This window comes from Solitalea longa (assembly GCF_002920915.1).
GTDB classification, from domain to species: Bacteria; Bacteroidota; Bacteroidia; order Sphingobacteriales; family Sphingobacteriaceae; genus Solitalea; species Solitalea longa.
Genome location: NZ_PQVF01000001.1, coordinates 22,804 through 42,329, shown reverse-complemented (window position 1 = coordinate 42,329; position 19,526 = coordinate 22,804). Strand labels below are relative to the sequence as shown.

Below are 19,526 nucleotides of genomic sequence, written 5' to 3'. Positions count from 1 at the left end.
TTGTAGTAAAAGATTATGCAATTCAAGCGCTAAATCCTTAAGGATTTTTCCCAACCACTTTCATTGTTCCTGTGCCACGGCCAATACCTCCATTGTTAGCCAAACCTTCAATAATGGTTGAATACGTTGTTGGATTGTCCGCCGTGAAGAAAGAAACCTTTGCAATGCCATCGGCATTTGTTCTTACTAAGCCATTCCAGTAAATGGTAGTTCTAAAATCAGGAACGTTTGGTTTGTTTTCCTGATCGTATTTAGGAACATAAAAGGCTTTAGCAACATGGTAGCCTACCGGATAAAAGCTTAACAAGCCTTTTTTATAATAAGCGCCACTTAAAAATCTGCCTCTTTTAGTATAAACAGCAATTACACCGTTTGCACCTCTTGATCCATAAATTGCCGCGCTTGGGCCTTTCAGAAAATCAATAGTCGCCACATCATTTGGGTTGATCATTGATAGCCAACCCACATCTGTTTCGGTTCCATCAAGTACAACAAGCGGACTTGTACTTCCAAAAATAGTATTAGGCCCACGGATAAGAACATCGTTTCCAATTACCTGAACACCGGCAACCCGACCTCTGATAGCATCCAGCAAATTACCTGAGCTAATTGCCGATGACTTTGCAATGTCGTCAGCAGTTAATACGGCATCGGCCTGGGCATAGAGTTTCATCACCGAAGGCTCACTGGTTCTTAACCTTGTGCTCCTTACCACAACCTCGCTCAATAGCACAGTTTTATAACCATATTTATTTCTTTCGTAATCAAAAGGTTTTTTATTTGCCTTTATATAATTAGCCAACTGATTGTTAACATTTTCAGGTGCCACCATATGACTCAGCGGAGCAGGATGAAACTGATCATCAACCTCAATGTCTACAGCTTTTCCGCCTTTTTCATTCCTGGCCTGAAGTATAAAGCGCGTGCTATCAGAAAATTCAATTCCCGCAAATGAAAACTTACCATTTCCATCAGTTTTTGTTGACTCGAAGATCTCTTTGTTTTTAGCACTGAAAAATGTGACAGCCCCATTTTTTATCGGAATATTATCTGACATAGATGTTACTTTACCAGATAATTCCATTCCTACTTCTATTGGATGATTGGTTTCAGGACCATTACCGGCAATTATATCACTCCATTCAAATCTCCTCCAGCCTTGTGTGATCAATAGCAGATCTAAATCCTGGATAGCCTCCGGGTTTTTTGAATCGAAATAATATCCTGGCTGTTCTATGGTTCCTTTTAAATCAGAGGTAAGCAACAAATTAGTAAGAATGTTATGATCATAAGGATCTATCTTAACGGCCTGATCATCTGTAACCGCAATTGAAAAATCACCTTGTACCGGATTTCCATATGAATCCTCAACCAAAATGTTCATATCAACCTTTTCACGTTGATTATAAACCTGCTTATCACTTTTTACATCAACCTTTAAACCATCTTCCTTATTTATAAAAACTAAACGTTCAACAAGTGGAATACCGTCAAGCGTAAAAACAGTTATTTGGGCAATGCCCGTAGGAAATCTTTCTTTGGGAATAGATACCTGGTAGGCTTTGTCTTCCAACCGCTCATTCGCTGTATAATAAATTGTTCCATGCGATTGACCTACTAACACCACTTCTTTACGTGTTGTTTGGAATGCCTTGGAGGCGATCATCATACCTTGGATCTTGTCTTTAGTTTGATTTCTGAAGTTTAACACAATACCATCTGAAATTGCTCCGGGAAGAGTAACCGTTTGTTCTATACCGCCCCTATTTTTAAAGTGGGCTATGTATTTTTTACCAGGAGCAGGAATAAGGGCGATTTTGCCCATCCCCAGATGCTTACTCTTAAAATCAGTAATGTTATTATTATCCTCATCGGTAATGTACCCCTCAACAGCTACTCCTTTTCCATGTACATCAACTGCTTTAAAGGCCACAATATTTGGGATGGTTTCTACCAGGTAACCTCCTTCAGGGAAGAACTGAAGATCCACATCGGGGGAGAAATATGGGAGATAAAAAGACTTTACAAAAGGAAGCCCGTCATAATTTATAGAGGTAACGATGCGTTTATGCGCATAATTAGCATTATTGATATTCTCAACCGGAATACGAATATCACCCTGATCACTGGTTTCTGCTTTACCTTTTGTACCACTCCGGCCGACCATTATTACTTCGTAACTCACATTCTTGCTTTTGATGGGCTGGCCCTTTTCATCCTGAAATTTGATTACAGCTATTACCTCATCATTCTTTCTAGTTTTATCATATTCATAATCAATGGTCGTGTACACATTTGTCAGCCGCGAATTCCCAATCTTAAACTCTTTTGTAAAGAAATAATCTTCATCAAAATTTCGCATCCAGCTGGTATAAGCTCTAAGCCTGTAAGTGCCTTCAGGTAGAGAATCTTGCAGGCCAATGGTTCCATTATATTCTCCCCGGTCTTTCTTCAACATTAGCTGCTTAATAACCTCTTCCTCTCCATTTAGAATATCAACATAAACCAATTTACTAAGCTGAGAGGGGGTGTTGTCATTAGCATTTACAACATATGCCTTAAAAAAGATATTATCTCCGGCAGCATAGTATGGCTTATCGAAATGTATATAGATTTTCTCCTGAGGGGTTTTAAGGTAGAGCTCTTCAAGATTCTTAGAAATTTTCTTTATAAGTGGACTGCCATCGGTCGGAAACCGACCTGATAAGGCGATGATCGCCAGACCTGCAATGGCAATGATAGAGAAGAGGATTTTTTTCATAACCGGGAGAATTAGATTAGGAATAGATTACTACTTAAAAGAACCTGAATCAGAATACATGATTGCCCTTCATGAGCAACTCACAGTTAAATCACTTAAGTAAAATTTACGAAAAATAAGGCGGGAAAGCGTACAGGTAAGTGTAAAAAAAACAATATAAAACCTTAGCAAACAAAGTTTTATAAGTTTATCAATGAAATAATACAGCTTTTAGTGATTTCTCACTAAAAGCTATTTTTCCACATCATTGATTCCACCGGTTTTGCGGTTCTTCCGGTATATTTTGCATTTTGTTTTTTGTTATAAAAGTTCTCCACTTCACCCTCTACCACAAAATAAATCAATTGGCCAATAGGCATTCCGGCATAAATACGAACGGGTTGGGCACATGAAATTTCTAATGTCCAGGTGTTACAGAAACCAACATCCCCTTTTCCTGCCGTTGCATGAATATCAATACCCAAGCGGCCGGTGCTCGACTTTCCTTCCAGGAAGGGTACATGGGCGTGAGTTTCGGTGTATTCTTCAGTTACTCCAAGATATAGTGTATTAGGCTGAAGTAAGAACCCCTCTTCAGGAATTTCAAAATGAATCACCTCATTATGCTTGCGAGCATCCAACTCACGATCTTTATAGGTGGCCAAGTATTTACCCAGATGAACATCATATGAGTTGGTTCCTAAATATTTACGGTCATAAGGCTCAATAACTATTGTTCCTTTTTCAATTTCTTCGAGAATACGCTTATCAGAAAGGATCATTAATGCTGTATTTTGGTCTAAAATATAATTTTTATAAGTCGTTTTAAGAACGATCTTTGACGAAAGTTTATTCAACTTGCGGCGCAAGCTAAGAAACCATTCTTAACTTTTATTAACAAGATACTCACATACAACGCTGTAACCTATGGCCATTGTGCTACATAAAATACTTGATAACGATACGGAATTTGCCATTTGGAAAATTGAAGAACCTGCTGAACTGCTATATTCAAAGCTTCAGCTTGATCAATCGGAAAAAGAAGTTTATGAAAGCCTGAGTAAGGGAAAAAGAGAGCTGCATTGGCTCAGCAGTCGTGTTTTATTAAGAAGTTTGATCAATACTCCTGATTTTATTAAAACCAGCCTCGATGAACATAACAAACCGTATTTGGTAAATCTGCCTCACCATTTTTCCTTAAGTCATTCATTTGATTATGCTGCAGTTATGATCAGTAAAAGCAAAAAAGTAGGCATTGATATCGAATTGATAAAGGATAAGATTATACGCGTTGAAGGCAAATTTTTAAGTGATGAAGAACTAACGTTTATTAATACCGAACATAAAATAAAACATTTGTATGCCTGCTGGGCTGCAAAAGAAGCATTGTATAAACTGTTTGGAAAAAAAACAGTAAGCCTTCAGGACCACATACGATTAAAACCTTTTGACTACAATACAAAAGGTCTTATTCAGGCTAATATCCTCGACCAAAACTGCCCGACTGATTTCTTAATTTACTATCAGGAGTACGCAGAGTATATGATCGCTTATACAAGTTCTGAAGATATTTAATTATCCCTTGCAATTATTTAAGTTTCACCCATGTCCATTTCAAAAACATTTATTTTCTCCCTGTGTTTGTTTTGCAGCTTTTGTGCGTCGCCCGAGGTCACTACTCCTCAATCCATTAAATCGTCCGATCCTGCTTTTTATAGTTGTAAAAAGACAACAGGGGTAATTACAATTGACGGAATGCAAAATGACACAGATTGGGACAAAGCTGAATGGAGTGATTATTTTACCGATATAGAAGGCCCAAAACAACCAGCTCCATTCAATCGCACCCGCATTAAAATGCTTTGGAATAACTCGGGTATGTATGTTTTTGCTGAGCTTGATGAACCCCAATTACAAGCATCGATAACCCAACGTGATGCAGTAATATTCCACGATAATGATTTTGAAGTTTTCATTGATCCGGATAATGACGGACTGAATTATTACGAGATAGAAGTAAATGCCCTTAATACTATTTGGGATCTAATGCTCAACAAGGCTTATAGCAAAGGAGGCAGAGCTAACAATAGCTGGACGGCCACCGGACTTAAAACCGCAGTTGCATTAAACGGCACACTTAATGATCCATCTGATATTGATAAAGGCTGGTCGGTTGAATTGTTTATTCCATGGACTGCATTTAAGGAAAACCGGGTACCACAGTTAGGAGAATCCTGGAAGATGAATTTTTCAAGGGTTCAATGGCGGTTTGATGCGAACCAAGGTGTTTACGTTAAACGCATCGATCCCAAAACAGGCAATCCATTATCGGAATACAATTGGGTTTGGAGCCCAATGGGTGCTATAAACATGCACATTCCTGAACTTTGGAAGCCAGTGAAATTTGAAAACTAATCCATTTAACCACAAAAATTAGCATAAAAGCGCCGATTAAACATCGGTGCTTTTTGCTTTACAAACCCGCATTTAAGTAATTAAATTGCTATTTTCATTAAGCAAGATTAACTAGTTGCAACTAATGAAAACAATACCCTTTACTTTAACTTCTGCTAAGGGCAGACCCATAACCGCAGACATCAGGTATTTATCCAATACTCAAAAAAAGCCCATTATAATATTCTCGCATGGGTTTAAGGGATTTAAAGATTGGGGACATTTTCCAAAGCTTGCGGAAGAGTTTGCTAAAGCCGGTTTTGTGGTAGTTTCTTTCAATTATTCCCATAACGGAACAACGCCCACATCTCTACAGGAATTTGTTGATCTTGAAGCTTTCGGGAAAAATAATTATTCAATTCAACTCGATGATTTAGGGGTTGTGATCGATCATATATTATCAAAAGATGGATTGCCGGACGAAATCGATGCTAACTGTTTATTTCTTTGGGGGCATAGTGTTGGCGCCGGAATTTCCATTTTGAAGGCATGTGAAGACAATCGGGTAAAAAAAGTACTGGCATGGGCCTCTATTGGCGATTTTGAAAAAAGAGTTACTGCGTTTAATGAGGAACATTGGCGTAAAGAAGGAGTGGAGTACATCACCAATGCCCGAACGAAACAGCAGCTACCACTTTATTACCAGTTGTATACTGATTTTTATACACATCGAAATCGCCTTGATCTATTGACAAATGCACAGCATGTTAATGTTCCTGTTCAATTTATCCATGGCAGCAACGATGAGGCTGTAAGTCTCTCAGAAGTAGCGTTGCTCCAAAACAGAATGCCCGGCAGTGACCTTAAAATAATTGATGGCGCCAATCATACCTTTGGTGGCAAGCATCCCTGGACCGATCAGCAGTTGCCGGAACATACCGAAGAAGCCATTGAAATTAGTTTGAGCTTTTTGAAAAGCTAATGAACTCCTATAATAGGCCAAATAATCACTCTTATAAATTCAGGAGGAAAGAGCAACTGAATTGGTAAAATCAACCAGCTAAAAACCCATAGTTTGGCGATAAACTGATTCTTAAAGATGCTTAACCTTTTGATTTCTCCTTCTATGATAATAGCTATTGCTTGCAGTAAAAAATAAATTGTGGGTAAACCAAATCCGGCACCAGCCGGAACAGTAATAGCAAGTTCATGTAAAAAACCTGAAAACAGAAATGAAGTCACCAATGCACACTTCCTACCTAAATTGACTACTAGTGGTCTGTAAACGGCAATTGAGGTCATTTCTGAAAATGCTATATTCCATCTTTTGCTCCAAAACTCAGCTAGACTTCTGGATTTAAGGGGTTCTTTAAAGAGTTTCTGTGTGTTAATTCCAAAACACCTCCAAACTCCTGCACTAATTGTTAATATTCCAAAATGCAGAATGAAACTTAGCCCTGCAAACGTTAATACTGTATATAAGAATTTGAGGTGTTCTGAATTTCCCAAGTTCGCTACGAATCTGCTTAAAAGTAACAAGGAAAAACCAATGACAACCCGTAAAAACCCATCGAAAATTAGCTTCAAGGCTTCGCTGAGCGAGCCCTTTCCTAATGTTTCAAACAATTTCGGACGCATACCAAACCAGCCCAATGCGAAAACCAACCATTTGTGAAGGGCAAGTTTTTTAGTTTGATCCTTATAAGTAGTACAAGTTACAATCACTTTCATACACAATAAAAGCATTGGAATAAGTACTAACATTCTAAATCCATTCCTTTCAAAAAGGACAAAATATAATGTTGCGCCTCCTCCTAAAAAGAACAACAGCCAACTTAAGAATACCGAAAAGCTGCCATTTTTCAGCCTTGTGATAAACGTTCCAATAATTAGAACACTAATAAAAAAGAAGAAGACTATTTTGTAGGATTGCTCAAGATTTGGTAAAAAGGTTTCCATTCTAATTCAGATTATAATAAAATGCATAACCATAAATAATCGTAAGTGCCACAAACAGAATCACTAATACTACTTCTCCATATTTAAAAATCAATCCTGATGGCACACTCTTCCTGTCGAAATAGAAAAACTGAATAAGGATTCGGCTTAGCCAATAAATTAATATGAAGAACGTAATGGACTTCGCCATAAAAGAACCATTTATGAGCTCATTAGCACCCATTACGGAGATAAGACCGAAGGATAAGTTAGTAGCTAAAATATAGGCTGCATAGGTCCAGAAAATCTGGCGAATGAGAGATTTTACTTTGCTTAATTCCTCCTTCCACTTTAATAAAGAAGGAATTAAAAGACTTCCAATTACCAATGCAATTTGAGCAAATCCTGCTATTTCAATTGTCAATTCCAGTTTGTTCATACTGATGATTTTCATTTAATGAATTATTTACCCAAATCAGATAAGCAACAAAAAAAGGAATCCAAACAAGATCATTAAACACATTGATCCACATACTGCGTAGTGGAATATCTCCTAAATAAACATGGTAGAACCAACCGATTGGACCAAGAACTTTTCCCATTAACCCAATAAAAACCAATTGCGGGTATTTCAGCGGTTCTCTCGAAACCACCCAATAACCGTAGCCATACACTCCAACGAACATACCGATGCCACTCATTAAGAATGGATAATTTAAAGGAGGAATTTCGAGCAGGTCAAATAATAAATTTGGAAATAGAATGACAACAATTCCCCAGGCAATATTATAGATAGCTGCACATGCAAATAATTGGTGATAGAACTTATCAGTGTTCATAATAACTCGTTGTTTGTTCATAATTCAAAAGACTTTTCCATTGACCGCCTTCGGCAATCAGTTTAATAAGGGCGTTTCTGTTTTCAAGCAATTGCCTTAAATAATCGTAAAGAATAAGGTTGTTGAATACTTTACCGAAGAACCCATAAGGAGATTCAAACTCAAAAACATCGGTCATGACGGTATGACCATTTTCATTTAAGAACCAGTGTTCGTGATTAATCCGTTTGAAAACCCCTTTGGTCATTTCGTCTCTAAAGAAAACTGGATACGTAAACCCTGTGATCTTTGAGGTTAGTTGCTGCTTAATACCGAAGTGTTTTGCTTGCCAGGTAACACTTTCTCCCAGTTCAATTAACCCGGAGACTCTTCCTGCAATGGCCTTTTCGTTGGTATGCTTCATCGATAATTTGTGCAGATCAATGCTTCGAGCCAGATCAAAACAGATTTGAATTGGTGCTTTTATTTCAGTGCTGAGATATATAATTGGCATTTTAAGCAATCAGATCTTGAAGTGCATGATTTATTTGTGGGTACTTGAATTTAAACCCTTCTGAATCAAGGACGGTTGAAATAACCCTGCGACCAGATAAAACTAATTCAGGTTCTGTACCAATTACCATTGCGCCTAGCCTTACCGCTAAAGCTGGAGTTGGAAGACCAAAGGGAACATGACACGCTTTTTTTAAGGCAATCATAAATTCTTTATTAGTTACTGGTTCTGGGCTAGCACAATGAAGTATTCCATTCATACTTTCATGTTGAATGCTCCAATTAATTATGTTCATAAAGTCTTTTTCATGAATCCAGGTAATGAATTGTTCCCCATTTCCAATTTTTCCACCAAACCCCATCTTTGCCATATTCATAAATGGCTTTATTACCCCTTCTCCCACTTGAAGGACCATGCCTATTCGTAAGAAAATTTTTCGGGTGTTTGGTGTTTCGATCTCAAAAAAAGCATTCTCCCATTTCTTGCAAACATCGGATGAAAAACCATCTCCGTATAAGCATTGTTCGGTTTTAAAATCAGGACCAGAGTTTCCAAATATGGCTGCAGAACCCGCATTGATCCATACCTTTGGTGGATTGTTTAGTTTATCAACAGCCTTTCCAATAGCTAAGGTTGAGAGTGTTCTTGACTCGATTATTTCTCTTTTATTTTTAGCTGTATATCTACAGTTTACTGATTTACCTGTTAGATTAATAATTACGTTTGAGTTCTCTAATTCCTGACTCCAATCCCCATTGTTAACCGCATCCCAATAGACGTATTTAAGATTTGGATTTCCTGATTCTTTCGGATTCCTTGTTAAGACAATAACTTTAGCCCCTTGATTGAGAAACTCTTTTGTTAATAATTTTCCTAAGGCACCTGTACCTCCAGCAATAATGATCTTATTCAATTCCATATGATTAATAATTAAAGTGATAGTAGTAAATCCAAAAAGCAGCTGATGATTGGAGTAGTATAAACCAGCTAATGGTCCAAAACTGTGAGAGAGCTAAATGCTTAATCCTTGTTAAATGCATATAGAACATGTATAAACTGCTGAATAAAACACTTATTAAAGGCAAGTAGTAAAGATTAACTCCTGTAATAAAATGGAAGATCATCCAGGGAACCAGTATCAATAAACCAACTACCATTATACTTGCAAGATGACCGATATAATCAATGGCTTTATCTCTTAAGCATATTGCTGCAAGTCCAATTTGAATAACCCAACCGGTTCCCGCCATCAGTAACATCTGCATTGCAGCTTGTGAATTAGAAAGGGTAGGGAAGAAACCTCTTAGTGAAATGCCAAATAAACAAGTAAGTAAAACAGAAAGGCTAGTCGCTATTAAAATGTAAGCGATTCGGAAACGGATTACCTTGTCAGGAAAACAATCGCATGCAAATTGGCTTTTAGGTGTTGCAATGATGTAACGATTGTAGGCCAATGTTTGATAAAGAAAATTAAACAATCGATAAGCCGGTTTGAGCGATAGCCCTTTTTCGATTAATTGACTTTTGGTAGAAAAGATATAAGCTATAGCCTCGCTTCCGTACATGGTATCACCATTCTGAACGTCTATTAAAGCCATTGCATTTTTAAACCGATCCGGATCAATTTTCCTTATTAACTCATCATTCAAATGTGCAAACGCTACCACTCGTTTTTCATCAATAGAAGTAAGCCGAAGCAACTTGTCTTTTAGCCCTGTGCATACTTTACAGTTGCTGTCATAAACGATGATCTTATTTAAAAGTGTTTTCATTTTTATTTTATATTCAGAACTTTCAATATTTATTGAAATATATATTCAAAAAAAATAGCTCTCGCTATTTAAATAGTTTAAGAATTGCCCCAAAAAACCAGTTTTCTTCTGCTTTGATCATGGTTTCTAAGGTCTTATCGGCATTGGTAGCCATCCGTTTAATCCCAGAAATACCTTCAACAAAAGCTTTAACATTCTTATCGTTTCGGTCTCCTTCTACATTACTTAACTGATCCAACACTTTAAGAACCGGTTCCAACTCACGTTTCTTACGCTCTTTAGCCACCTGGGTAGTTACTTTCCAAATATCCTTTTCGGCCCAAAAGTATTCTTTGCGATCACCCGATTTATGCACTTTCTCTACCAAACCCCAATCAATCAAATCACGAACATTCATATTCGCATTACCCCTGGAGATATTTAGCTCTTGCATAATATCTTCCGTACTTAGTGGATCCGCAGAGATCATTAACAATGCATGGACTTGGGCCATAGTACGGTTAATACCCCATTTAGAGCCTAATGTGCCCCAGGCCTGAATAAATTGTTCTTTGCCTTCAACTAAGTTCATAATTCAAATGTAAAACAATTTTCTAAACTTTCAAATATTATTGAAAGTTTAATAACAATAAAGAACTTACACAAAAAACCCTTTAAAATCATTTCGATAATAAAGGGTTCAACCTAAACTATATCACTTACATTAAACTTCACAAGTTCCATCCGGAGAGCACATTCCTACTCCATTATCATTAACAATTTCAAGAGGATGTTCTTCACTCCAGGCTTTATTCAGCGTATCGGTAAAAACCTCCAAAGGTTGTGCACCTGAAATGCCGTATTTACGATTTACCACAAAGAAAGGAACTCCGCGAACTCCAATATGATTTGCTTCCTGCTCATCAACCCTTACATCATAACCAAACTCATCTGAATCAAGCATCTTTTCAATTTCAATCGTATTCAAACCGATCTCTTCTCCAAGCTTCACCAGCACTTGTTTGCTGTCAACATCCTGTCCTTCGGTAAAATAAGCTTTTAAAAGTCGCTCTTTTGCTTCGTCCTGTTTTCCATGTTTATTGGCCAAATGAATTAAACGATGGGCATTGAATGTATTTGCCGGAACATTTTTACTGAAGTCAAAATCAAGGCCTTCTTCTTTGGCCATAGCACTTACCTGTTCACTCATCTGAATTGCCCAATCGCGATCTCTTCCATACTTTGCTGATAAAATGTCATGGATATCTTTCCCCTCATCGTACTTCGCATTAGGATCAAGTTCAAAGCTATGCCACACTATTTCAACTTGTTCTTTATTCGGAAACTGCTCTAATGCGTTTTCCAGCCTTCTTTTCCCTATATAACAGAACGGACAAGCTATGTCCGACCAGATCTCTACTTTCATAACTAATTTTGTTTACTACCTATTTGGGCAATTATAATACCATCGACAACTTGTCAGATTTAATGTTTAAACATTTAATTAGATAGAAAGTTTTACAAAATAAAAAGGGCCCTTACGGGCCCAATTTTATAATAAACCAATTCAATCCATTATTTATTCAAAACCTCAACAGTTCTGCCACCTCTTCCCTTCACGTCAAAAACCCTTAACTTAATTGTTCCTTTATCACTAAATGGAGCATTATATTGTTTGCTCGTTACTGTAGGTTCCGCACCATTGGTTGTATACCTTACAATAAAACCCGGCAGTTGCACATTAACTCTAACCATTCCATTCTCTACTATGGCGCCGGCTGTTGGAATACGATAACGTAACCCTCCTTTGTAATAGCTTAAGCGTGGAAGTTCTCTTTTTCCAATACGATTTACAAAGTCCGACCATGCTTTAGCATACAAGCCATTTGATTTTGCCTCGTCTTTTTCTGTTGACCATTCAGGATCCTTTGCCCAGGCTCTTTCAGCAAGGCCTAAAAGTTTAGGCATTAACATGTATTCCATTCGCTCGGCTGATGTAATCGTCTCAGCAAACAACAATCCCTGAATACCAACAATGTTTGTTTTGCCTAAATCGGTTAATCGCTCTTTGCCTTGGGTAAAGTTGGAAGCAAGAGTATTGCCCATTTTATCTTGTTTGGTATTTTTCAGATAATCGAACGGGATGAATGAATAAGGTTTATCCACGTCCACAAATCCTCCCCAATAATATCCTTGCTCTTCAAAATCCTTATCGTATGACATATCAAAGTACAAATTGCTCACAGGCGACAAGACAACTTTATATCCAGCATTTGCCAACCGATAAGCCAGATCTTCAGCGCCCCAGCCAATTACATTGTTCCAAACATCTAAATGTACATTCTGGCCTGCAAAATCAGGGTTAGGAATGGCGTGGGCTGCTCCATCGAGCATTGTTTTACGCATACCAACCTCTTCCCAGCCATATAAATAAAGCCCTTTGCTTTTAACGATCTCATTCACTTTCCCATAATAGTAATACCACAGATCATTGGTGTTTTTTATAGCTGGATTTTCTTGCTGCAGTTTAGCAAAGGCCGGAGATTTTTCCCATGAGCCGGAAGGAACTTCATCGCCGCCCATGTGAATGGTTTCTAGTGGAACGCCTGCTTCTTTGTAGGTTGCAATCAATTCATCCACAACCTTTTGAATGAATGTATAAGTTGATGGCATTGAAACATCCATCACATTATCATTCCACCCCTGCACCGAACTGTGAACCGATTTATCATTCAGATCTCTTAAAAGATATTTCTCAGCTTCGGCCTTTTGTCCTTGCTTTATTAATCGATCATAACGAACCTGCATCGACTGAACTGCGGCACGTGCATGCCCCGGACTTTCGATTTCCGGAATAACTTTAATGTGTCGGTCGTTGGCATATTTCAATATCTCAATAAAATCGGCTTTGGTATAAAAACCGCTGCCAGCCGTGGAATTATCGGGACCAGAAGTAAACGACGGAGGCAACTGATCTATATTTGCATTTTTATGACCACGTTTACCACCCACCTCAGTAAGTTCAGGCAGACCAGGTATTTCTATTCTCCAACCCTCATCCTCAGTACAATGAAAATGAAATACATTGATCTTATAAAGTGCTAGCCAATCGAGCGTTTTTAAAACTTCTTCTTTTGTTTGAAAGTTACGGGCAACATCGAGCATAAACGCTCTCCAGCCAAAACGTGGAGCATCCTTAATTTCAACACCGGGTACCACCACTGATTTCTGATTGCCACTCCAAGCTGTAGCAGGCATCAATGTCTTCAATGATTGAATTCCGTAGAAAGCTCCAGCAGGAGTTGAAGCTGTAATAATGATACCGCTCGAAGAAACCGAAAGGGTATAGGCTTCTTTGTCCATTGCAGCTTTCCTAAGTTCTATAGTGCCCTTAGATGTTGATATACTTGGCGCTTTGCCCAAAACCACTTTTAACTCATTGGATAAATAAGTGGCCTCTTTACTGAAATCGGGATCAGCCGAAATGGTTGTTGAAGCAGATAAAAGAAAAGTGCCTGCATTCTCGACATATTCTAACGGAGTGGGAAATACTTTGGTAAGTTTATTTGCCGGAATATCTTCGATTACTTTGTTACGGTTATAAACAACCTCTGGGGTTGCTATAGGTGCAATGTCGGTTTTTGTCCTATTTATTTGTACGGCTTTAGTAGATGCAACAATCTCATAATTTGTTAATGCAATTGCGGTTTGCGGTTCGTCATCCCAAACAAAGTACAGGCCTGAAGGAGCATCAGCTCGGTTTAATGACCAATCACTGGCGATCATTTCTAAATCCATTCCGATCTTAGGTTTTAACCCTATAAAACCTGAAGTTGGCACTATACGATTCAAGTCTCCATTTACATGCTCATATTTAAGACGGTCATAAGCAACTGATGTATCAATTCCCCGGGGTAGATTAAAATAAATACTCCATCCTTTTGCCGGTAACTCGTGTTTCGAATTGTTGATGAAAGTAAATACTGAAAAATATTTCCCCTGGCCTTTATAATTATTCTCCATCATCCCCCATTTAATCTTAATATCATTAGGGTTTAAAGGATGCTTAACCTGCTGAGCATTTGTACTATAGCACAAACCCGCAAAAAGGGCCAAACTTATTACATGTTTATTCATTAAGCTATTATGTTTAAAATTCTTATTGGTCAGAATTGAACTATGAAAATATTGAAAATTAGTTATTAAATGTTTTTTATAACCATGGGCTAAAAACGCAATTATTTTTAATATTAACTAATCATTTGTGATAAAAATATTGAAACAATTGTGTTGCTCCGCCTTAAACACACTCAATAAATATACTTATTTGAGGAAGCATTAAATTGAAAAACTGCTAAAGAAAGGGCGCGTAGGAGTAGAACTCAATTGCATTAATTCCCCATACATTTCAACAATTTACCCATCACTTTAAGGTTAATTGAGTATTTTCACATTACTGTTTGAGATACTTCAGCTAACAATCTTTATTTATGAAAAGTATTTGCGTTTTCTGTGGCTCGAGTTCGGGCAATGACGAAATTTATAAAAAAACAGCCCGTGAATTGGCCATGTTATTAGTCGATAAGCATATAACATTGATTTATGGCGGAGGAAATATAGGGTTAATGGGAGAGCTGGCCAGAACCGTTAGAGATTTAGGAGGCAAAGTAATCGGCATAATTCCGGAGTTTTTAATGATCAAAGAAGTTGGCTTGGTTGAAGGCTGCGAACTGCATGTGGTTCAAAACATGCATGAACGAAAAGCCTTAATGGCCCAACTCGCCGATGCATTTATTGCCATTCCGGGAGGCATTGGCACTTTCGAAGAACTTTTTGAGGTGCTTACCTGGAAACAACTCCACCTGCATGAAAAACCCATCGGTTTATTAAACACCAACGGATACTACGATCACTTACTTAACTTTTTAGAGCATACAAAAACCAATGGCTTTTTTAAGGATAGAGGCTTGATGAAAGTATCAACCCAGACAAGGGAGCTAATTGAACTGTTGACTCATGAGCATTCAGAGATCAGCACAAATTATGATTTGACCTAATATTAATTAAGATGGAAATCGAACTCGGAAGAAGTATCATACTTGTACACGATTATGATGAGGCCTTTGAGTTTTATGAACAAATACTAAATGCCCAGAAGTATGTGGATTATACCACTGACGATGGCCAACGATTTTTACATGTGGTTTTCGAGAGTAAAACTTCCGGAATCTGGTTTTTAAAAGCAGCAGGCAGGGAACAGTTTCAATTAGTAGGAAATCAAACACAAGGCCAACCAACCTTGGTATTTTATACCGATGACATTCAATCATTCTACCGCCGCTTAGTTGAGCACAATGTGCACATAAAGAGAGAAATTGTTTCCGGAAATGGCTATCATTTTCTTCATTTCCTTGACCTTTATGGAAACGAACTGGTTATGGTAGAACTCAAAGCTCAAACTATCTAAATCAACACTATGAAAATTGCTATTTTATCAGATTCGCATGACAATGTATGGAACCTGAATGCAGCATTAGATCATGTTCAACACACGGATGCGCTTATCTTTTGCGGAGATATTTGTGCCCCATTTATGCTGGTTATGCTGGCCAAAAATTATTCAAACCCCATCCATATGGTTTTTGGCAATAATGACGGGGATCGCTTTAACCTACTGGGCAAAACTCTTCAACACCCACATGTAAACTTATATGGCGAAGTAATGAATATTGAACTAGGCGGAAAACGATTTTATGTTAATCATTACCCCGAAATTGCCTTGGAAGTAGCAAGAGCCGGAGAATTTGATGTAATATGTTACGGCCACGATCATGAATATAATATCACTCAGCACGAAGATTACCTGATCATTAATCCGGGTACAATTATGGGTTTTGCCCCCCGAAAACTTGCAGCCTGCGACGCTACCTTTGTTGTTTATGATACGGTAAGCAATCGTATAGAAAGTTTTAAAATTGAAAATGGAGAAGAAAGAAAAGTAGTAAAGCCCTATGGCAACTGAGAGGGTTCGTCGTTATCGGTAAATAATGGTGAAGAACTCTGATATTTTCTGATTATTTGATCAAACCTCCTTATTATAGGATCCCGGTTAAAACGCTTATCGGTTATAAGGGCTATAATCATTCCCATGATCCAAATCGATATAGCTGATAAAAGATTCGTTTTTAAAAACAAAAAGCATAGTGCCGCAACAGTAAAAAAGATAAAACCAATTGTAGCGTAAAAATTTGTTTGCTTAAGCTTAAGGATCGATTTATCTTCCTTAAAGTACATTTTAAAAGGTAAGGTGATTAGGGGGAGCCAGCAAAAGTAGAATATGCTTTTTAGCACCAGCGGCAATTCCTGGTGAATGTTCTTTTCGATAAACAACTCGGCCTGCTTATACTTTTGAGCAATGTATTCTTTTATTTCTTCCTCTCCGAGATTCCTGCCTTTAAGCTCGTTTGATGCAACGTCTATCGCCAATTCGGTATATGCCTCCTGATCGTTCAACAGATCAAGAAGTTCTTCGTTCGAATAAGACGAATAGCGTTTTTCTAACTCGACTTTAGTGGGCATCCGAATAAACTATAGGTTTTAAAACGTTAACCATTAATTTATGAAATATTTTTTACATCTCACTGCACTGCAAAAATTAAATGTTAAATTAATGAAAACACAACCTTTATGATTAAACTTCTTAAAGACGAGCGGGTTACCGTTCGATCAGGCAAAAACTTTAAACTCAGCAAATTCGATCCCGGTTTTTCAATTGATTATGTAGAAAAGGAAGAGGCCCGGGAAATCATGCAGGAGCATATTCAACGCATTACTGCTCTACAGGAAAAACTTTTTGCTGCCGATAATCATGCTATCCTAATGATCTTTCAGGCACGCGATGCGGCCGGAAAAGACAGCACCATAAAACATGTAATGTCAGGAATCAATCCTTCGGGTTGCCAGGTGGTGAGCTTTAAAGCACCTAATACCAATGAACTTGATCATGACTTTTTATGGAGAACTTCCCTGCATCTCCCTGAACGAGGCAGGATCGGCATTTTTAACCGGTCGTACTACGAAGAGGTTATCGTTACCAAGGTGCATCCCGAAATTATCTTTAATCAACGGTTGCCAGATGTATCTTCTCCCAAAGACATCAATAAGGACTTCTGGAAAAACCGATACGAATCAATACGAAACCATGAAAAACATTTGGCACAAAACGGCTACGTGATTTTAAAGTTCTTTCTGAATGTTTCGAAGAAAGAACAGAAAAAGCGCTTTTTAGAACGCATTGATGACCCTGAAAAGCATTGGAAATTTAGCTATGGCGACCTAAAAGAAAGAGGGTTTTGGGACGATTATCAAAATGCATTTGAAGAAATGGTGGAGGAAACTGCAGACAATAACGCTCCTTGGTTTATCATTCCTTCGGATAAAAAGTGGTTCGCCCAGTTGGCTGTAGCTCGTATACTTTTAGAAACACTTGAGTCCCTCGATTTAAAATACCCCTCAATAACCGCGGAAGAAAAAGAGCTACTGGAAAAAGCAAAGAGAGAGCTCGAAGAAGAAAAAGACTAAAAAAACACCCGGTCCAAAATTTCAGCAGACCGGGTGTTTTACTTTATCGTTTAAAGCTGATTTTATCGCCTTCAGCTAGTCCGTATTTATCACTAAATCCACCATTTACCTCGATCACATACTTTGCATTTTTATCAGAACTTAAATTCTGATTTTCATTCAGGGGTTCGGCGTTTTTACAAATTTTAACGATCTCGTTTTTCTCATTCGCATAAATGATATCCAACGAAATAAAAGTATTGTGCATCCAAAAATTGCGCTGATCCGAATCAGGAAAGATAAATAGCATTCCCTGGCTATCGGCCATTGATTTACGGTACATCAGCCCTTGCTCTTGTTGTTGTTGATCATCGGCAATCTCAATATCAATTTTTTTGAGCTCCTTACCGTCCTTAGCTATAAAAGAAAGTTCGCCCTCTCTTAAAAACTTAGGCTCAGGAATTTCGGTAATTTCCTCGTTCGATTTAATGTTTTCTTTCTTGGCTTCAGAACCTCCACCGCAAGAAGTTATACCAACGGCTGTTGCTAAAAGCAGATAAAATGCTGTGTTTTTAATCATTGATTTGAAAAATAAAACTATATAACGCTTGTTTTTCTTTGTTATTGGCTCGTAAAGATAGTTAACAGCTAGAATTTAATCTTTGATCAATTAGTTTTTCTTTTTATTAAGATCGACCAAAATAGAGTAACCAATAATCCGATAAGCATAGTTCCACCAAAAGCTTTCTGCATGTAACTTTTCATGCTAAAGTAAATACGGGCGCGTTCGCTCGCCTGAGCAATATTTTCCCCGTTGTCGGCAGCCTTCTTCGCCACATATTCAACCATAAAATCGGTGAACTGAGGATTGATCAGTTTAAAATAAATCATCATACTAAACACGCTAATAACTGAACAGACAACTGTAATAAAGGATCCGCTTAGCATTGATTGCCAAAAAGATATGTTTTTCAGGTACTCGTTTTCTCTTTTTTCTACAAGTGCTTTACGGATAAAAACGACTGGAATAATAATTGAAAATAGAGTAACATAAGGCAGAACAGATAAATACCGATCGTGTAAACCAACGGCATATTCAAGCAAAAGCCATATAAAGTTTAGTAAACTGATAACTAAAGCCCATTTAAACTCTGTTCTTATCATTACAATTCTTTCATTTGATTAAAACCATTTAAGAGTTTTTCGTAGATTGGTACATTCTCAGGGACATAAGCTCCTATATAAATTACCAAACAATCTGCTATTAACTTAAAGTTTTTGAAGTATGTCAAAAAAAGAAAAAAGCACTAATGCAATTGGTCTGGATGCCGGCAAAACCAAAGAGCTGGCTGATAAATTAAATGGCCTTTTAGCCAACTATCAGATTTTTTACCAAAACGCGCGCGGTTTCCATTGGAACATAAAAGGTCAAAAATTCTTTGAACTACATGTTAAGTTTGAAGAAATTTACACCGATTCACTGTTAAAGATTGATGAGATTGCTGAACGTGTCAGAACTTTAGGAGCAACGCCAATGCACTCGTTCAGCGATTATGTTAAAAATTCATCCATTAAAGAAATTAAAGACGTTTCAGACGGACTTTTAGCCGTTGAAGAAGTACTTAAGGGTTTTAAAGTTTTACTGGAAAAAGAGAGGGTGATACTTGACCTTTCGGCGGATGCCGATGACGAAGGCACTAATTCATTAATGAGTGATTATATTTCGCAACAGGAAAAACTGGTTTGGATGTATTCAGCCTATCTGGCAAAATAAAAAGCATAAATTCTTGCGGACAACTTGTATATAGAAA

22 protein-coding genes are annotated in these 19,526 nt (G+C 37.7%); 8 read left to right on the top strand and 14 right to left on the bottom strand.

The window, feature by feature from the left end; translation table 11 throughout:
* Positions 1–37 precede the first annotated feature (37 nt).
* The gene (locus C3K47_RS00210) at positions 38–2,761 is read right to left on the bottom strand and encodes a TonB-dependent receptor plug domain-containing protein (protein ID WP_103787064.1); all 2,724 of its coding nucleotides are present in this window, start codon (positions 2,759–2,761) and stop codon (positions 38–40) included.
* Positions 2,762–2,985: 224 nt separating this feature from the next.
* Positions 2,986–3,522, bottom strand: a complete 537-nt coding sequence (gene dcd, locus C3K47_RS00205) for a dCTP deaminase (protein WP_103787063.1) — start codon at positions 3,520–3,522, stop codon at positions 2,986–2,988.
* Between the two features lie 145 nt (positions 3,523–3,667).
* On the opposite strand from dcd, the gene C3K47_RS00200 reads away from it, so the two are divergent.
* The 3 genes from C3K47_RS00200 (at position 3,668) to C3K47_RS00190 (ending at position 6,116) form a co-directional block, all read left to right on the top strand.
* Complete coding sequence (locus C3K47_RS00200) at positions 3,668–4,315, top strand: 4'-phosphopantetheinyl transferase family protein (RefSeq protein ID WP_103787062.1); 648 nt, start codon at positions 3,668–3,670, stop codon at positions 4,313–4,315.
* Between the two features lie 30 nt (positions 4,316–4,345).
* Complete coding sequence (locus tag C3K47_RS00195; RefSeq protein WP_103787061.1) at positions 4,346–5,155, top strand: carbohydrate-binding family 9-like protein; 810 nt, start codon at positions 4,346–4,348, stop codon at positions 5,153–5,155.
* Between the two features lie 124 nt (positions 5,156–5,279).
* Entirely contained in the window at positions 5,280–6,116 is an 837-nt protein-coding gene (locus tag C3K47_RS00190) for an alpha/beta hydrolase family protein (protein WP_103787060.1), read from the top strand.
* On the opposite strand, the gene C3K47_RS00185 is transcribed toward C3K47_RS00190, so the two are convergent.
* From C3K47_RS00185 to C3K47_RS00145, 9 genes are all read right to left on the bottom strand, one after another.
* Entirely contained in the window at positions 6,113–7,093 is a 981-nt protein-coding gene (locus C3K47_RS00185; RefSeq protein ID WP_103787059.1) for an MBOAT family protein, read from the bottom strand. The genes C3K47_RS00190 and C3K47_RS00185 overlap by 4 nt on opposite strands.
* A gap of 1 nt (position 7,094) precedes the next feature.
* Positions 7,095–7,526, bottom strand: a complete 432-nt coding sequence (locus tag C3K47_RS00180; protein ID WP_103787058.1) for a hypothetical protein — start codon at positions 7,524–7,526, stop codon at positions 7,095–7,097.
* Positions 7,486–7,911 carry an alkyl hydroperoxide reductase gene (locus C3K47_RS00175; RefSeq protein WP_103787057.1) on the bottom strand — a complete coding sequence of 142 codons (426 nt, stop codon included), beginning with the start codon at positions 7,909–7,911 and terminating at the stop codon, positions 7,486–7,488. Before C3K47_RS00175 ends, C3K47_RS00180 begins: the two co-directional genes overlap by 41 nt.
* Positions 7,901–8,404, bottom strand: coding sequence for an SRPBCC family protein (locus C3K47_RS00170; protein WP_103787056.1), 504 nt, complete (start codon positions 8,402–8,404; stop codon positions 7,901–7,903). Before C3K47_RS00170 ends, C3K47_RS00175 begins: the two co-directional genes overlap by 11 nt.
* 1 nt (position 8,405) lies before the next feature.
* Positions 8,406–9,323 (bottom strand): TIGR01777 family oxidoreductase, encoded by a 918-nt coding sequence (locus C3K47_RS00165; RefSeq protein ID WP_103787055.1) that lies wholly within the window; start codon positions 9,321–9,323, stop codon positions 8,406–8,408.
* Positions 9,324–9,327: 4 nt separating this feature from the next.
* Positions 9,328–10,176: a DCC1-like thiol-disulfide oxidoreductase family protein gene (locus C3K47_RS00160; protein WP_103787054.1), complete on the bottom strand. Its 849-nt coding sequence runs from the start codon at positions 10,174–10,176 to the stop codon at positions 9,328–9,330.
* Between the two features lie 64 nt (positions 10,177–10,240).
* Positions 10,241–10,747 carry a GbsR/MarR family transcriptional regulator gene (locus C3K47_RS00155; protein WP_103787053.1) on the bottom strand — a complete coding sequence of 169 codons (507 nt, stop codon included), beginning with the start codon at positions 10,745–10,747 and terminating at the stop codon, positions 10,241–10,243.
* A 132-nt stretch (positions 10,748–10,879) separates the two neighbouring features.
* Positions 10,880–11,581 (bottom strand): DsbA family oxidoreductase, encoded by a 702-nt coding sequence (locus tag C3K47_RS00150; RefSeq protein ID WP_103787052.1) that lies wholly within the window; start codon positions 11,579–11,581, stop codon positions 10,880–10,882.
* A 149-nt stretch (positions 11,582–11,730) separates the two neighbouring features.
* A complete protein-coding gene (locus C3K47_RS00145; RefSeq protein WP_103787051.1) occupies positions 11,731–14,292 on the bottom strand; it encodes a family 20 glycosylhydrolase in 2,562 nt (853 codons plus the stop codon).
* A 353-nt stretch (positions 14,293–14,645) separates the two neighbouring features.
* On the opposite strand from C3K47_RS00145, the gene C3K47_RS00140 reads away from it, so the two are divergent.
* Genes C3K47_RS00140 through C3K47_RS00130 form a run of 3 tightly spaced genes read left to right on the top strand, consistent with a single transcriptional unit; the run spans position 14,646 to position 16,177 of the window.
* Positions 14,646–15,212, top strand: coding sequence for an LOG family protein (locus C3K47_RS00140; protein WP_103787050.1), 567 nt, complete (start codon positions 14,646–14,648; stop codon positions 15,210–15,212).
* An 11-nt stretch (positions 15,213–15,223) separates the two neighbouring features.
* The gene (locus tag C3K47_RS00135) at positions 15,224–15,622 is read left to right on the top strand and encodes a VOC family protein (RefSeq protein WP_103787049.1); all 399 of its coding nucleotides are present in this window, start codon (positions 15,224–15,226) and stop codon (positions 15,620–15,622) included.
* 9 nt (positions 15,623–15,631) lie between these two features.
* Positions 15,632–16,177, top strand: a complete 546-nt coding sequence (locus C3K47_RS00130) for a YfcE family phosphodiesterase (RefSeq protein WP_103787048.1) — start codon at positions 15,632–15,634, stop codon at positions 16,175–16,177.
* Here C3K47_RS00130 and C3K47_RS00125 read toward each other — a convergent pair.
* Entirely contained in the window at positions 16,165–16,734 is a 570-nt protein-coding gene (locus C3K47_RS00125; protein WP_103787047.1) for a hypothetical protein, read from the bottom strand. The two genes, C3K47_RS00130 and C3K47_RS00125, sit on opposite strands and share 13 nt — an antisense overlap.
* A 108-nt stretch (positions 16,735–16,842) precedes the next feature.
* Here C3K47_RS00125 and C3K47_RS00120 point away from each other — a divergent pair, with 108 nt between their 5' ends.
* Positions 16,843–17,736 (top strand): polyphosphate kinase 2 family protein, encoded by an 894-nt coding sequence (locus C3K47_RS00120; protein WP_103787046.1) that lies wholly within the window; start codon positions 16,843–16,845, stop codon positions 17,734–17,736.
* A gap of 43 nt (positions 17,737–17,779) precedes the next feature.
* Here the strand turns inward: C3K47_RS00120 and C3K47_RS00115 are convergent, their stop codons facing one another.
* Both C3K47_RS00115 and C3K47_RS00110 read right to left on the bottom strand, forming a co-directional pair.
* The gene (locus C3K47_RS00115; RefSeq protein ID WP_103787045.1) at positions 17,780–18,295 is read right to left on the bottom strand and encodes a DUF192 domain-containing protein; all 516 of its coding nucleotides are present in this window, start codon (positions 18,293–18,295) and stop codon (positions 17,780–17,782) included.
* An 86-nt stretch (positions 18,296–18,381) separates the two neighbouring features.
* The gene (locus C3K47_RS00110; protein WP_103787044.1) at positions 18,382–18,879 is read right to left on the bottom strand and encodes a DUF4199 domain-containing protein; all 498 of its coding nucleotides are present in this window, start codon (positions 18,877–18,879) and stop codon (positions 18,382–18,384) included.
* 121 nt (positions 18,880–19,000) lie between these two features.
* On the opposite strand from C3K47_RS00110, the gene C3K47_RS00105 reads away from it, so the two are divergent.
* Positions 19,001–19,489, top strand: coding sequence for a Dps family protein (locus C3K47_RS00105; RefSeq protein WP_103787043.1), 489 nt, complete (start codon positions 19,001–19,003; stop codon positions 19,487–19,489).
* The last annotated feature ends 37 nt before the right edge of the window (positions 19,490–19,526 follow it).